Origin of the sequence: uncultured Chitinophaga sp. (assembly GCF_937874145.1) — a bacterium.
Lineage (GTDB): Bacteria > Bacteroidota > Bacteroidia > Chitinophagales > Chitinophagaceae > Chitinophaga.
In genome coordinates this window covers 1-15,080 of sequence record NZ_CALNBI010000356.1, presented here as the reverse complement: position 1 = coordinate 15,080, position 15,080 = coordinate 1, and the positions used below count along the sequence as shown (strand labels likewise).

The 15,080-nt window shown below is 54.7% G+C and carries 9 protein-coding genes; 6 read left to right on the top strand and 3 right to left on the bottom strand.

Annotation, left to right across the window (positions count from 1 at the left end; all coding sequences use genetic code 11):
- A partial coding sequence (locus Q0510_RS17435) for an isoaspartyl peptidase/L-asparaginase (protein ID WP_298714756.1) occupies nt 1-299 on the bottom strand: 299 nt, incomplete at its 3' end.
- 110 nt (nt 300-409) lie between these two features.
- On the opposite strand from Q0510_RS17435, the gene Q0510_RS17430 reads away from it, so the two are divergent.
- Nucleotides 410-5,221 carry a translocation/assembly module TamB domain-containing protein gene (locus Q0510_RS17430; protein WP_298714753.1) on the top strand — a complete coding sequence of 1,604 codons (4,812 nt, stop codon included), beginning with the start codon at nt 410-412 and terminating at the stop codon, nt 5,219-5,221.
- A 485-nt stretch (nt 5,222-5,706) separates the two neighbouring features.
- Here the strand turns inward: Q0510_RS17430 and Q0510_RS17425 are convergent, their stop codons facing one another.
- Nucleotides 5,707-6,909 (bottom strand): bifunctional 3,4-dihydroxy-2-butanone-4-phosphate synthase/GTP cyclohydrolase II, encoded by a 1,203-nt coding sequence (locus Q0510_RS17425; protein ID WP_298714750.1) that lies wholly within the window; start codon nt 6,907-6,909, stop codon nt 5,707-5,709.
- A 343-nt stretch (nt 6,910-7,252) separates the two neighbouring features.
- On the opposite strand from Q0510_RS17425, the gene Q0510_RS17420 reads away from it, so the two are divergent.
- Nucleotides 7,253-10,474 (top strand): carboxypeptidase regulatory-like domain-containing protein, encoded by a 3,222-nt coding sequence (locus tag Q0510_RS17420; protein ID WP_298714747.1) that lies wholly within the window; start codon nt 7,253-7,255, stop codon nt 10,472-10,474.
- A gap of 283 nt (nt 10,475-10,757) precedes the next feature.
- Here Q0510_RS17420 and Q0510_RS17415 read toward each other — a convergent pair whose 3' ends face one another.
- Entirely contained in the window at nt 10,758-11,522 is a 765-nt protein-coding gene (locus Q0510_RS17415) for an alpha/beta hydrolase-fold protein (protein WP_298714742.1), read from the bottom strand.
- A 91-nt stretch (nt 11,523-11,613) separates the two neighbouring features.
- On the opposite strand from Q0510_RS17415, the gene Q0510_RS17410 reads away from it, so the two are divergent.
- The 4 genes from Q0510_RS17410 to Q0510_RS17395 all read left to right on the top strand — a co-directional run bounded on the left by Q0510_RS17410 (nt 11,614) and on the right by Q0510_RS17395 (nt 14,947).
- Nucleotides 11,614-12,069 carry a DUF695 domain-containing protein gene (locus Q0510_RS17410; protein ID WP_298714739.1) on the top strand — a complete coding sequence of 152 codons (456 nt, stop codon included), beginning with the start codon at nt 11,614-11,616 and terminating at the stop codon, nt 12,067-12,069.
- Nucleotides 12,070-12,489: 420 nt separating this feature from the next.
- Nucleotides 12,490-12,855: a hypothetical protein gene (locus Q0510_RS17405; protein ID WP_298714736.1), complete on the top strand. Its 366-nt coding sequence runs from the start codon at nt 12,490-12,492 to the stop codon at nt 12,853-12,855.
- A 3-nt stretch (nt 12,856-12,858) separates the two neighbouring features.
- Entirely contained in the window at nt 12,859-13,806 is a 948-nt protein-coding gene (locus tag Q0510_RS17400) for a hypothetical protein (protein WP_298714733.1), read from the top strand.
- Between the two features lie 37 nt (nt 13,807-13,843).
- Nucleotides 13,844-14,947, top strand: a complete 1,104-nt coding sequence (locus Q0510_RS17395) for a carboxylate-amine ligase (RefSeq protein ID WP_298714730.1) — start codon at nt 13,844-13,846, stop codon at nt 14,945-14,947.
- Nucleotides 14,948-15,080: the final 133 nt, after the last annotated feature.

The following is a 15,080-nucleotide window of genomic DNA, read 5'->3' as shown; positions in this document are numbered from 1 at the left end:
AGCTCGTTTTTGCCTTCCGCGGTGAATACGGCGCCCTTACCGGCATTGAATAAGGGACAATCTTCCATCGAGCGCACCGCGGCTTCCACCGCATCCAGGCTGCTCCCGCCTTTCTTCAGCACACCGTACCCCGCGGTGAGCGAAGCTTTCAAGGCTTCGCGGTATGCCTTTTCCTTCTCCGGCGTGAGCTGCGATTTCAGAATGGTGCCCGCACCGCCATGGATGACGAGCACGTAACGGTCTTGTCCAACCACCCACCGGCTCAGTACCAGGAGGCAAAAAGTAAGTATTAAACGCATTTGCAGGGTTTTCTTCAAATTTATATGTAGCAGAATCAATTGGCAAACATTTTGGTATTGACTATTTTTGCCGGATAAATAGGAGTTCCCTGAAAAAAGTTCGCAAAATATTGACCATTGCCCTGCTGAGCCTGCTGGGCCTGCTACTCCTCGTTAGTATCCTCGTCAATATTCCCGCGGTTCAAAACCTGCTCGTCAAGGAGGTAACGGCGCGGCTGTCGAAGCAACTGGACACCCGGGTCGAAATCCGGCATGTCAATTTCCGCCTCTTCAACAGCATGCGCTTAGAAGGCACGCTGGTGGAAGACCGAAACCGCGACACGCTCCTTTACGCAGAGGCGCTCCACGTCCGCATCACCGACTGGTTCTTCCTCCAGGAAAAACCCGTACTCAAATTCGTAGGCCTCGAAGACGCTCAGGTGAACCTCCGCCGCCCCCGGAACGATTCCCTTTGGAATTACCAGTTCATTATCGACGAATTCGGCGGCGCCCCCGTGCAACCGGCCGCCAAATCCAAAAATACCGGCATCTCGCTCGATCTCAAGAAAGTAGACCTCCGCCGCATCCGCTTCAACCTGGTGGACCAATGGGTCGGGGAAGACATGAACGCTTCCGCCACCCGCATTTACCTCGACGCCGAACAGCTCAATCTCCTCACCCGCAATATCCGGATCAACGAGCTCCTCCTCGATCAACCCACATTCATTATATCCAGTTACCCTTCCAGCCCGCTCCGCAAACGCCGCGCCCCCTCCCCCGCCGCCCCCAAACCGGTGCCGGACTCGCTGGCCGTGATCCCGCTGCGCTGGAACGCCGACAACTGGAAGCTGATGGTCAAAACCCTGCAGATCAAAGACGGCACCTTCGGCGTCAACAATCTCAGCGATTCCGTCCCCTCCACACCCGGGCAATTCGACCCCTCGCGCATCCGGTTCGAAGCCATCAACCTGGCGCTGACCAACAGCCGGCTGCAAAACGACAGCATCTTCTCCGACCTCACGCTGCGCACCCGCGAGCGGAGCGGGTTCGAGGTGAAGTCGCTCAAAAGCAGGTTCAAGATGTCGCCCGTGGAAATGGAATTCAACGACCTCGACCTGGTGACCAACAACAGTCACATCAAGGATTATTATACCATGCAGTACGAGGACATGGCGGATCTCAACGACTATGTGGACCTCGTCACCATGAAGGCCAATTTCCGCGGGACGCGCCTGGCGTCCGACGATATTGCGTTTTTTGCGCCGCCGCTTTCGGCCTGGGACACGGAAATTCTCGTGAACGGGTCGGTGGAAGGGCCGGTGAGCAACCTTTCGGCCGACAGCATGCAGCTGACGGGGGGGAAATCGACCCGGCTGCGGGGGAACTTCAGCATGAGGGGGCTGCCGTATATCAATGAAACCTTCATCGATTTCAACGCGCGGGAACTGATTACCAGCGGCGCCGACGTCCGCCAGTTCTTCCCCATGCTCAAAGACCTGACGGCCGTACACACCGAGCTGATCACCCGGCTCGCTTTCCAGGGGAGCTTTACCGGGTTCGTGAACGACTTCGTGGCATACGGTAAGTTCCAGACCAACCTGGGCAATCTCGATTCCGACATCAACTTCAAAACCAGCAAGGACGTGCCCGTATATTCGGGAAGCATCACCACCAACGATTTCCAGGTGGGGAGCCTGCTGGGCAACGATTTCGTGGACCGGGTGACCATGACGGCCAAGGTGAAAGGGGAAGGTTTCAACTTCACCAACCTGAAAGCGGCTGTGGATGCGGATATTCAGCAGATCGGACTGTATGGCTACCAATACCGGAACCTGAAAACGGAAGGCGAGATGAACCGGAAGTTCTTCAACGGCGCCCTTACCGTCAATGATCCCAACCTGGACATGGATTTCACGGGAACGATCGATTTCAACAGCCGCCTGCCCATTTTCAATTTCTATTCCGAAATACGCAACAGCGACCTCAAAGCGCTCCACCTCACGGAGGATTCCATCACCCTGCAGGCCAAAGCCGACCTGAATTTCGCCGGCAGCAACATCGACAACTTCGACGGCACCGCACGCCTGTATGACCTTTCGCTTTTCAAAAACCGGAGCCGCGTGGAATTCGACAGCCTGTCGGTCTACACCGGCACCGAAAACGGCCTGAAAACCCTGCGGGTTCAGGGAAATGAAGTGAACGGATTTGTACAGGGCAGCTATAGTTTCATGGAACTGCCGAATGCATTCAAACTGTTCCTGAATAAATATTACCCGAGCTTTTTCAAATCGCCGCCGATGGTCAATGCCGGGCAGGATTTCACGTTTGCCGTGGAGTTCGGGGCGGTTGACAAACTGATCAGCGCTTTCACCGACGATATTCATGGGTTTGACGGAACACGGATCGAGGGCGCGCTGAACACCCTTTCCGGCAACGTTTCCATGAACGCGACGGTGCCGTATGCGGCATACCAGGATTTCGGGGTGAAGAACCTGGTGTTGAAATCCACCGGCGATTTCAGCCGGATCAACGTGAGCACCCACCTGGGCGAGGTATTGTTCCAGGACAGCGTCATGTTCCGCAATCCGCTCATCCTGGCCAGTTCCGGGAAAGACACTTCGCTCATCAAGCTCGACCTGCAGGCGGCAGACACCACTTCGCTCAATGGATTTTACGCGCGGCTCGTGACAGTGGGCGATGGCGTGAAGATCAACTTCCTGAACAGTACGTTTACCGTCAATGGTAAACCCTGGAACATGATGGCGGGGAACGAGGTGTATTGGAGCACCCACTTCCTGACGGTGCAAAACCTTAAAATCACGCGGAACGACCAGGCGCTAACCATCAGCACCAATGAGTACAATCCCGATGAGTCGCGGTTTATGATCAACCTGAAAGACCTGAACCTCGCCGATATCATTCCTCATGGTTTGACCAACACTTTGATCGAAGGCCTCGCCAACGGCGACATCGACGTGCATGATCCGTTCGGGCGCCTCGAAGTGGATGCTGATATCCGGACGAGCCAGCTGCGGATCGACAACGATTCCATTGGATTGGTGAACTGGAAAGGCAATTACGATCACTCGACCGGGCAGCTTAATTTCGACGTGAAGGCCGACAATTCGCTGGCGAGCTTTACGGCCAAAGGCGCCGTAGGCCTAAGCGACAGCAACCGCGTCGTGAATGCGTCCACGGACCTCGACAATACTTCCATCAGCCTGCTGAACAAATACCTGGGCGATTATGTGAGCGAGCTGACAGGCACAGCCACGGGGCACCTGGAGGTGACCGGCACGACAGACAAGCCTTCTTTCCGGGGTTCGGTGAAGGTGCAGAATATCGGGATGAAGGTGAATTACCTGGGCACGCGCTACAAAATTCCGCTGTTGCATGTGCATCATATGGACGATAACCTCATCGAAATGAAGCCGTTTACGTTGATCGACAAGTTCAACAACCAGGCGGTGGTGAATGGTTTTATCCAGCACCAGAATTTTTACGACATGGTGTTCGAGTTCGATGTGCAGTCGGATAAATTCCTGTTCCTGGATACGGGGCCGGCGGATAACGATTTGTATTATGGAACGGTGTTGTCGCAGGGAAGGGTGTATTTTACCGGTCCGCTCGACAACCTCGAGCTGCGCGTATTGGCGCGGCCGCTGAAGGGCACGCACTTCTTCCTCCCGCTCAGCGACAGCAAAGACATCGGCAAGCATGATTACATCCGTTTCAAGCAGTACGGCAAGGTGGTGGAAGAGCCGAAAAAGAAGAGCGACATCAAGCTGAACGTGAAGATGGACATCGCGGCGAACCCCGATGCGCAGATCGACGTGATCCTGAATGCTTCCACGAACGACGTGATTTCCGCCAACGGCACCGGGAACCTGGCCATCAATGTGAACCTGGAAGGGGATTTCACGATGTACGGGAATTACACGATCAATACGGGTACTTATAACTTCAGTTTCCAGCGGCTGGCCAGCTGGAAGTTTGATATTGACAAGAACAGTACGATCACCTGGAACGGAGATCCCGGTGAGGCGCTGGTGAACATTACGGCGAAATATACCCTGCCGAAGGTGAGCTTGTACAACCTGAGTACGGCGGCCTCAATGGGCGGGGGATCGACGACACCTATCGACGATAAGCTGAACCGTTCGGAACGGGTGGATATTTTGCTGTACCTGCGCCAATCGCTAACCCAGCCGAATATCACATACGAAATTACGCTGCCGGACGTGGGCTCGCTGGCGTATGAAAGCGGGATTGGTTCGCGGCTGAAGGAAATCAACTCCAACCAGAACCAGGCGCTGTACCAGATTTCGTACCTGCTGGCCACCGGGCAGTTCCAGCCGCCGGACGGCAGCGCCAACGTGGCTATCACGGGCAAGAACAGTGTGGGACAGGCGTTGAGCGCGCAGGCATCCGCCATTCTGAACAACTTCTCCAACACCTTCCTGAAGAATGCCGGGATTGGTTTTAACGTGAACTACACGGCATATAACATCAATAGCAGCGCCAGCAGCTCATACGACCGTAACCTGGTGAGCACGGGCATAACGAAAAACTTCCTCAACAACCGCATTCGCCTGTATGTAGGCGGCAACTACGACTGGGGAAGGGTTTCGGCGGGTTCTTCCACCCAGAATTTCGCGGGCGACTTCCGGATTGAGTACCTGCTTACGCCCGACGGGCGCGTTCGCCTGAACGCTTTCAGCAAAATGGATTACGACGCCTGGCTGCTCGACAACCGTCTCCGCAGCGGTATTGGCATGGCGTATGTGCGGGATTACAACCGCTTCGGCGAGTTGTTTGCCGACAAGCGCATCCGGCGGATGCAGGACAGCCTGGCCCGCATTGCGATGCAAAAACGCTTGCAGGAAGACAGTTTACGCCACGAAGACCATACCGGGGAAATAGACTCTCTCAACAACCGATGATGGTATATATACCATTCTCCAAAATGAACAAACTGAATAAATTTTCGTGTTGATTTTTTGCATAGATTTTCGTCAAAATAGAAAGTTATGCAAACAACAACTGAAGTAGCCATGCACGCCAAAGTGCGGGATAATTCCATTTTGTCGTTTGACTAGAAAAGGGAATTGATAGTGCGCGTGATTGAAAAGAACGCAGGTGATGATATCTGGTTAACGTATTCAGAAATCGCGGAAGTTACCGGCATGCAAAGGAAAGAGGTAATAAGAACCATGTATGGCTGCTCTCCGTTGTAATGTCGGTTTAACTTCACCGCTTTTGATTAACAGATTAATTCAATCCAGGAGGGATGCATTGAAAAATGAAAAGCCGGATTTGTCCGTGACATAAGCATCTGGCAACAATTCATCGTAAATCGGCGAACCCTGCGCCGTCGGCGCAGGGTTCGCTGGCTAAATGCCTTATGATATGAAGACCGGGCGGCGGTTTATCCTTTGAGGATTTCGTGCCCGAGTTTATCGCGTTTGGTTTTGAGGTAGAACTCGTTGTGGGGGTTGGGATGGATTTCGATGGGTACGTTTTCCACGATTTCGAGGCCGTAGCCTTTGAGGCCTGCCCGTTTACGGGGATTGTTGGTGATGAGGCGCATCTTGGTCACGTTCATGTGGCGAAGGATTTGCGCGCCTACGCCGTAATCGCGCTCGTCCATCCCGAAGCCCAATTCGAGGTTGGCTTCCACGGTGTCTTTACCTTCTTCCTGGAGCTTGTAGGCTTTGAGTTTGTTCATCAGCCCGATACCGCGGCCTTCCTGGTTCATGTACAGGATAAGGCCTTTGCCTTCCTTTTCCACCATTTGCATGGCGGCCTGCAGCTGTTCGCCGCAATCGCAGCGGAGGGAATGCAGGATATCGCCGGTAAAGCAGCTGGAATGGACGCGCACCATAACGGGGTCTCCCTGGTTCCAGTCGCCCTTTTTCAGGGCCATGTGCATGTCTCCTGAGTTGAGCTGTTTGAAGGCTACGAGTTCGAAGTTGCCGTATTTGGTGGGCATCTGCACCCGTACTTCTTCCTCGATGAGGGATTCCGTGCGGAGGCGGTATTCAATCAGATCCTTGATGGAAATGAGTTTAAGGTCGAATTTCCTGGCGATTTCGCGGAGCTCGGGAAGGCGGGCCATGGAGCCGTCTTCATTCATGATCTCCACCAGAACGCCCGCCGGCTCGAAGCCTGCCAGGCGCGCCAGGTCGATGGTGGCCTCGGTATGACCGGTGCGGCGCAGCACACCGCCTTGTTTGGCGCGCAGCGGGAAGATGTGCCCCGGCTTGCCCAGCTCTTCAGGGCGCGTGTTGGGATCGATGAGCGCCTGTACGGTTTTGGCGCGGTCGGAAGCGGAAATACCGGTAGTGCATCCGTGGCCCAGGAGGTCCACCGAAACGGTGAACGGCGTCTGGTGAAGCGCGGTGTTATCCCGCACCATCAGTTCGAGCCCCAGCTCCTCGCAACGCTCTTCCACCAGCGGGGCGCATATCAACCCGCGGCCGTACATACTCATGAAATTTATGATCTCCGGCGTCACATTGCGCGCTGCAGTAATGAAATCTCCCTCGTTTTCACGGTCTTCATCATCCACTACAATGACCAGTTTCCCCTTTTTTATATCCTCAATGGCGGATTCGATAGTATCCAGCATAAATGGTTCAGTCTATTATGAAATGAAGTTGCAAAGTTAGGATATAAAATCGACGTTTGGCGCGCCCCTCTCCCCCGGGAACCGCCCCCGGAGGATTAACACATATTATTTTTTTACCAATTCGAAAAAATGAAAATCTCCCGACCAGACAATTAAACAAACCGCCGCCTTTTTCAGTTATTAACAAGGGAAATCAAAATCTATCCGCCCAATACTATCCGAATATTCAACATGTAACAATTTGTTAAAGTCGAGTTAAAGTTTGCACAGCATATTTCGTCATCTTTGCACCATCATCAAATTGGTTGTTATGGGAATAAAAAAGTTACCTATTACTTGTATTATGCTTGTATTGGGAGCGGCCACCGCATTGGCACAGGTCACCACCGGCGGCATCACCGGCTCCATCACCGACGCTTCTTCCAAAGAAATCCTCATCGGCGCCACCGTTAAAGCCGTTCACGTGCCTACCGGCACCGTCTACGGCACCACCACCATGGAAAACGGCCGTTACAACATCCCCAACATGCGCGTCGGCGGTCCTTATACCGTTACCGTCACCTACGTCAGCTATAAGGAAGAAAAAATCGACAATATCGCCATCCCCCTCGGCCAGACCTACCGGCTGGACGTGTCACTGCAAACCGCCGCCACCGGCCTGCAGGAAGTGGTGATCTCCGGCCGGCAGGACAAAACCTTCAACGCCGGCCGCACAGGTGCTTCCACCACCATTGGCCGCGAACAGCTGAACAACCTCCCCACCCTCAGCCGTGGCGTATCGGACTTCACGAAACTCACGCCGCAATCCGGTAAAAAACTGAATTTCGCCGGGCGCAACGGGTTGTATAACAGCTTTACCGTTGACGGCTCCACTTTCAATAACGCATTCGGTATCACCGAGCTCCCGGGCGGCCAAACCAACGCCCAGCCCATCAGCCTCGACGCGATCGAACAGTTGCAGGTAAACCTCGCTCCTTACGACGTGAAACTCAGCGGTTTCACCGGCGCCGGCATCAATGCGGTAACCCGTGGCGGCACCAACGAATTCAGCGGTTCGGTGTATACTTTCATCCGTTCCAAGGGGCTCACCGGCAGTAAAGTCGACGGCGAAACCGTGCTGAAAGACGATTTCAAGCAGAACCAATACGGCTTCAGGGTGGGCGGGCCCATCATCAAGAACAAACTGTTCTTCTTCATCAGCGGCGAGCTCGAGCGCCAGGAATCTCCGGCCAGTAACTTCCGCGCCAACCGCGACCCGAACGCCAAATCGGTAAACGACGTCCCCGCCGGCGTGGCTTTCGTGAACGCCTCCACCCTCGATTCCGTCCGCAACCTGCTGATCAGCAAATACGGTTACGATCCGGGCAGATATGAAGACTTCTCCCTGCCCACGCACAACGATAAGATCACCACCCGCTTCGACTGGAACATCAACGAACGCAACAAACTGACCTTCCGGTACAGCTGGCTCAATGCCTACCGGGATATCGGTCCCAGCTCCTCCAACTCCAACAACGGCCGCGGCCAGAGCAGCACTTCACTGTATTTCGAAAACATGAAATACCGCCAGTTCAACAAGCTCAATTCCTTCGTATTGGAATGGAACAACAATATCAGTAACCGTTTCGCCAATAATTTAACCGCCACTTATTCCCGTTTCCGCGATCACCGCGAAGTTCCCGGAAGGCCCTTCCCGGTAGTGGATCTCGAAAGCGGCGGCAGGAACTATATTTCTTTTGGCTCGGAGCCCTTCTCCGGCCTGAACAATTCAGGGCAGGATCTCTGGCAGATTACCAATAACTTCAACTGGTATGCCGGCAAACACACATTCCTGTTCGGTGTCAGCGGCGAATACAACCGCTTCAGCAACGGCTTCGCACAGTTTGTGTACGGACAATTCCGCTACGGTTCTGTAGCCGACTTCTTCGACGCTGTTGACGATCCCACCGTAAACCCGACGTTTTACCAGCGCACCTACTCCGCCATCCCCGGCGATCCGGCGCCCATTGCCGAGCTGAACACGGCGGCTATTGCCGCATATGTACAGGACGAATTCCAGGTGATGAACAACTTCCGCCTGACTTACGGCATCCGCGTGGATGTTCCCTGGTATCCCAACAGCCTGGCTTCCAATCCGAAAGTGAATGAAATGACTTTCCGCGACGGCGAAAAGCTGGACGTGGGCAAGCTGCCCAAAGCGCAATTCCTCTGGTCGCCGCGCCTCGGTTTCAACTGGGATGTTGCGGATAATAACAAATACCAGATCCGGGGCGGTACAGGCATTTTCACCGGCCGCATTCCGTTTGTGTGGGCTGTGAACCAGGCCGGGCAGAATGGTTTGCTCTTCGGTTCCGAGTTCACCAACGATCCCACCAACCGGCCGTTTACGGACGATCCGAACGCTTATATCCCCGCCAATCCCGGCGCAGCCCCCAGCTACGCCATCAACGTGATGGACGGAAACTTCAAATACCCGCAGGTTTGGCGCTCCAATCTTGCCGCCGATATCCGTTTGCCGGAGGATTTCATTCTGACCGTAGAAGGTATTTATACCAAAGACATCAACGCCGTTTTCCACCGCGACGCCAACCTGGTGAAACCCAACGCCACGCTTCCCGGTCCGGACAACCGGCCCAAGTTCCCCGGCAGCAGCGCCAACCGCATCAATCCCAGCATCACCAACGCCATCGTGCTGGATAATACGTCCAAAGGTTACTCATACGCGTTGACCGCCCAATTACAGAAATCCTTTGATTTCGGGCTGAGCGGTATGGTAGCTTACACTTATACTGATGCGAAAGACGTAACTTCCAGCCCAGGTTCCCAGGCCAACAGCGCGTTCAACGGCAACCAGATCGTGGGCGACCCGAACATCCCCGTGCTGGCGCGCACCAACTTCCTGGTACGCAACCGCGTCATCGGAACACTGTCGTACAATATCCAATACGCGAAAGTCCTCGGCACCACGCTCAGCCTCATTTACGAAGGACAGGCCTACAACGATGGTTTCGACAACTCCCGCATCAGCTACGTTTATGGCGGCAGCGCTAACGCCGATAACGGTACGAGCAACGACCTGGTATATATTCCCCGCAACTCCGGCGAGATCATCCTCATCCCGAGCCGCCAGGGTTTCAACCAGCCGCCCGATACACGTACGCCCGAACAGATCTGGAACGATCTGGACGCATACATCAAAAACAATCCGTATCTCAACAAACGCCGCGGCCAATATGCCGAAAGAAACGGACTGGAATTCCCCTGGTACAACCGCTTTGATTTCCGCCTCGTGCAGGACATCGACTTCAGCAAGATCGCGCCCAAATCGAAGAGCAAACTCCAGCTCACCTGGGACATCATCAACGTCGGCAACCTCCTGAACAGCAAATGGGGCGTCACGCAAACTTCCAATACCAGCAGCTTCCTCGCCTTCCGTGATTTCAACGGCACAAACGGGCAGCCCCGTTATTCGTTCGACAAACTGTCGGGCCCCTTCCGCACCAATACCGGCATCGCATCGCGCTGGCAGATGCAGCTGGGGGTACGGTATATTTTCAATAATTGATCCTCACCTGTAAAACGAAAAAGCCGCCCGGACTGATCCGAGGCGGCTTTTTTATAGCGAATAAATTCATCCCATTCGTTAACGTAAGTATATGCAGAACGGTTATCCCGGGACGAAACCTCCAGGTGCAGCACAAATACTTTCCCGGGTCGGTGAATAGGGAAATTTCCGTACCGGGACGACCGCTCCAATCGAATTACAGAGGACAATGGCTGACATGAGAGCCGTATTGCTTTAGGGTGAGCGGCTCTCTTTCTTTTTGAAAATGTGGGGGAATGACGGGTCAGCTGGTTTTCACGACCCATTCGAGGAAGTTGGGCATCACGCCTGCCCAGGTTTCGGTATTGTGGCGGCCACCGGGCACCAGTTCGTATTGTATCTGGCGGCCTTTTTCATAGCCCTTCTGTTCAAGAATTCGGACGAGGTCTTCCGTATCGTCCACCGCGTCGATGACGCCATTTGCGTTGCGGTCTGCCAGTTCATCGTCTGTTCCGGCTTCGAAGAAGAATTTCAGTTGCGGCCGGAAGGCGCCTTCCTCTACCTGGCGGTGCATGATGCGCGGCCCGCCGTCGGGAGACGACCGCCACCAGAGCGAACCGGAGAAAACGCCGGCTTTGTGGAACTGGTCGGGGTGGTTCCAGACGATATCCAACGCAGAAAGCCCTCCGAGCGAAAATCCTGCAAAAGCAATATCCGGAAAGGCCTGGTGATAGCGGCTGCGCAGAAAGGGCAACAGTTCGCGCAGCACAAACCGCGCATACAGCGAGGCTTTACATCCTTCCCCCCTGGCCCCTACATGTTTTTCCGTACCATATTCCTGGCTCCGTTGCGGGCCGGCGTGGATAGCCGTTACCCACAATGAAGGATGACTGGTGTTTTGCAGGTGTTCCAGCATGGCGGGGAAACCCATCCCTTCCAGCTCCTGCCCGTCGTTGATGAGCAAAAGGTGCGGCGTTTCGCGCGAGGTGGGCGGCAAAAAGCAATCAAAAGTCACTTCCCGCTGGAGGAAGAGCGAATACTGTCCGAATGATTCTTTTCTGGGGAGCATAGCAGGCGGGTTGGGTACTTCTGTAATTTAACAAATTAGCCGCAGAAATCAGCCCCGGAATTGTTATTTTACATACCTGAAATCAGGAATTATGCAATTTAAACGATACCTGTTGCCTGTGGCGTTATTGTTTTCGCAGGCGGTTTGGGCGCAACAGGCCGTATCCGGCACCGACAAATCATTTCCAAACACCCTGCTCAAAGGCCAGGCTCCCGATGGCGCTTATCCTTTCCTGGTGGTGACGGAACTGACACTGCCGGGATGCAAGCCTTCGGGTTTGACGGCGGAGCAGGAAGAAACGCATGCTTCCATTTCCGAATCCGCTTCGCGGCAAATGCAGCTGGTGACGGAAAATGTGGAAGCAGGATACAAAACCCTCGGCTGCAAACGCACCGATTTTTATTACGTGACCGACACGCTGGACCTGCGCACGGTCATGCAGATTTTTTATAAAGACAACTATGGCGCCTATCCGCACTCGGTAACCATCCGCCCCGATCCCGGCTGGAAGGCTTACCTCGGGCTGCTGGAAGCCGCCGGCAAGTAAGACGATCCTGATACCTGAACCTGTGAAAAACCAAAAGGCATATGCCCGCATGTACCATTCCTCTACCTGAAAAACGTTTATCCGTAAAACCCGAAGCATTGACAGAAAACTATTACAAATGGCAATCGCCCTCGCTGGGCCGCGAATTTGAAATGCTTGTTTTCGGCCATGCCGGTTATCCGCTGGTCCTTTTCCCCACCTCCATGGGGCGTTATTACGAAAACAAAGACCGCGGGCTCATCGACTCCGTGGCCTGGTTCGTGCAAAACGGAAGGGTCCGTATTTACTGTCCGGACAGCATCGATTCGCTAAGCTGGTTCAATTCCCATATCCACCCGGCCGACAGGGCGCGCAATCACGCGCAGTATGACGCGCTGCTCATGCAGGAATTACTGCCCCGCATCCGCAAAGAAACCGGGCATGAGCGCATCGCCGTGGGCGGGTGCAGTTTCGGGGGATATCATGCCGCCAATTGTGGCGTACCTTTTTTCGCTGAGCGGGCTGTTCGACATCCGTTCGCGGGTGGAAGGGCATTACGACGACAACGTATACTATCACAACCCGATGGACTTCGTGCCCGAAAACCGGCACCCCGACCTCTGGAACATGGGGATTGTGCTGGGGGCGGCGGAGAACGATATTTCCAGGAGCCAGAACGAACAGTTTTCCGGCATCCTGCAGCAGAAAAACATCCAGCACTGGCTTGATGTGCGGCCCAATGCGCAGCACGACTGGCCGGCCTGGAAGCAGATGCTCCCGCATTATCTCTCCCTGTTAAAACATTGACAGATGGTGAAAATCGGCATCCTGTACGGCCAGGAAAACACATTCCCGCAGGCGTTCACGGACCAAGTCAACCGCATCTGCGGGCCCAACGTGCTGGCGGAATCCGTGCTGATCGACAAAGCCCTGCAGGGCGGCGCGGCGGAATACGCCGTGGTGGTGGACCGCATTTCGCATGACGTACCTTTTTACCGCGCCTGGCTGAAAGAAGCGGCGCTCCGCGGAACGGCCGTGCTGAACAATCCCTTCTGGTGGTCGGCCGACGAAAAGTATTTTAACAACGCGCTCGCGCTGCGGATAGGCGTTCCGGTGCCCAACACCGCCCTCCTGCCCGCTTTCGAGCAACCGGGCAATACCAGTTCCCGTTCGTTCCGCAATCTGGCGTATCCGCTGGATTGGGAAGGGATCTTCCGGCACGTGGGGTTCCCCGCTTACCTGAAACCTTATGCCGGCGGCGGCTGGCGGGACGTGTTTTACATCAACGACGCGGAACAGTTTTTTGCCGTACACCAGCAAACAGGGCGCGAAACCATGATGCTCCAGGCCGCCGTGGAATGGGAGGAATATTACCGGTGCTATTGCATTGGCGCCGCTGATGTGCGCATCATGCCCTATGATCCCCGCCTGCCGCAGCACGAACGTTACGCAGCGGGATTCAAGGCGGGCGAAGCCCTGCATGCGCAACTGGAATCCTTTACCATCGCGCTCAACCGCGCACTGGGATACGATTTCAACACGGTAGAATTTGCCGTGAAAGACGGCATCCCCTACGCCATCGACTTCTGCAATCCCGCACCGGACGCGGACCCGCAATCGGTTGGCGGGGACAATTTCAGGTGGTATGTCGAAAAATCGGCGCGATATGCGCTGGAACGGGCACTGGAGGCGCGCCCGGGGGCAGACAATCTCCGCTGGGGCACATTCGTCAGCCGTGCCGCCGGCATTCCGGAATAATTTACGAACTTCACATCCGGTTAACCAATCGTCACACATGAACTTTGCCGCTTTTACGTTAGGTATAGAAGAAGAATACATGGTCATGGACCCCGAAACCCGGGAACTCCGCTCCCATGAACAAAAAATCGTGGAACAGGCCCAAAAGGTGATCAAAGACAAAGTGAAGGCCGAAATGCACCAGGCCGTCGTGGAAGTGGGTACGCAGATCTGCGCCAATATCGAGGAAGCCTGGGCCGACGTTTCGCTGCTGCGCAAAACCATCCACGAAATCGCCGGGAACCTCGGTTTCAGCATCGGCGCCTCGGGCACCCACCCATTCTCGAAATGGGAAAAACAGCTCATCACCGATCATCCCCGCTACTTCGAACTGGTCAACGAAATGCAGGACGCCGCACGGTCCAACCTCATTTACGGCCTGCACGTCCACGTAGGCATGGAAAACCGCGAAATGGCCATCCATATCGCCAACAGCGTCCGCTACTTCCTTCCCCACGTATTTGCACTGAGCACCAACTCGCCATTCTGGGAAGGGCGCAACACCGGCTTCAAATCCTTCCGCACAAAGGTTTTCGATAAATTCCCCCGCACCGGCATCCCCGATTATTTTGCCAGTATCGAGGAATACGACAACTACATCAAGCTGCTCGTTAAAACCAATTGCATCGATAACGCGAAGAAGGTCTGGTGGGACCTCCGCGTGCACCCTTTCTTCAACACCGTCGAATTCCGCATCTGCGACGTGCCGCTCACCGTCCGCGAAACCATCTCGCTGGCCGCGATCTTCCAGGCCGTTTGCGTAAAAATATACAAGCTCCGCGCCCAGAACCTCAACTTCATCCTTTACAACCGCGCCCTCATCAACGAAAACAAATGGCGCGCCTCCCGCTATGGGATCGACGGCAACCTGATCGACTTCGGCAAAGAGATGGAAGTCAACACCCGCGCCCTCATTCATGAGCTCCTCGATTTCGTGGACGACGTCCTCGACGACCTCGGCACGCGCGAAGTGGTGGTGCAGGGTACGGAAGATATTTTATCCGGCGGAACCGGCGCCGACAAACAGCTCAAAGTATTCGAGGAATCAGGAAATGACTTCACTGCTGTAGTTGATTACATACAATCCCGCTTTCTGGCGTAATTTTGCAGTAATGAAAGTAGCAGTACTAGATCTCTACGAAGGTGTACCCAACGAAGGAATGCGCTGTATCCGGGAATTGCTTCAACAATTCGCCGGATCACGGCAGATTCCGCTGCAACTCAACGAATTCGAT

Excerpts from the sequence above, each read along its gene's own strand:
- Q0510_RS17425 (WP_298714750.1), bottom strand. The coding sequence starts at position 6,909 with ATGCTGGATACTATCGAATCCGCCATTGAGGATATAAAAAAGGGGAAA.
- Q0510_RS17420 (WP_298714747.1), top strand. The coding sequence starts at position 7,253 with ATGCTTGTATTGGGAGCGGCCACCGCATTGGCACAGGTCACCACCGGC.
- Q0510_RS17415 (WP_298714742.1), bottom strand. The coding sequence starts at position 11,522 with ATGCTCCCCAGAAAAGAATCATTCGGACAGTATTCGCTCTTCCTCCAG.
- Q0510_RS17410 (WP_298714739.1), top strand. The coding sequence starts at position 11,614 with ATGCAATTTAAACGATACCTGTTGCCTGTGGCGTTATTGTTTTCGCAG.
- Q0510_RS17405 (WP_298714736.1), top strand. The coding sequence starts at position 12,490 with ATGAGCGCATCGCCGTGGGCGGGTGCAGTTTCGGGGGATATCATGCCG.
- Q0510_RS17400 (WP_298714733.1), top strand. The coding sequence starts at position 12,859 with ATGGTGAAAATCGGCATCCTGTACGGCCAGGAAAACACATTCCCGCAG.
- Q0510_RS17395 (WP_298714730.1), top strand. The coding sequence starts at position 13,844 with ATGAACTTTGCCGCTTTTACGTTAGGTATAGAAGAAGAATACATGGTC.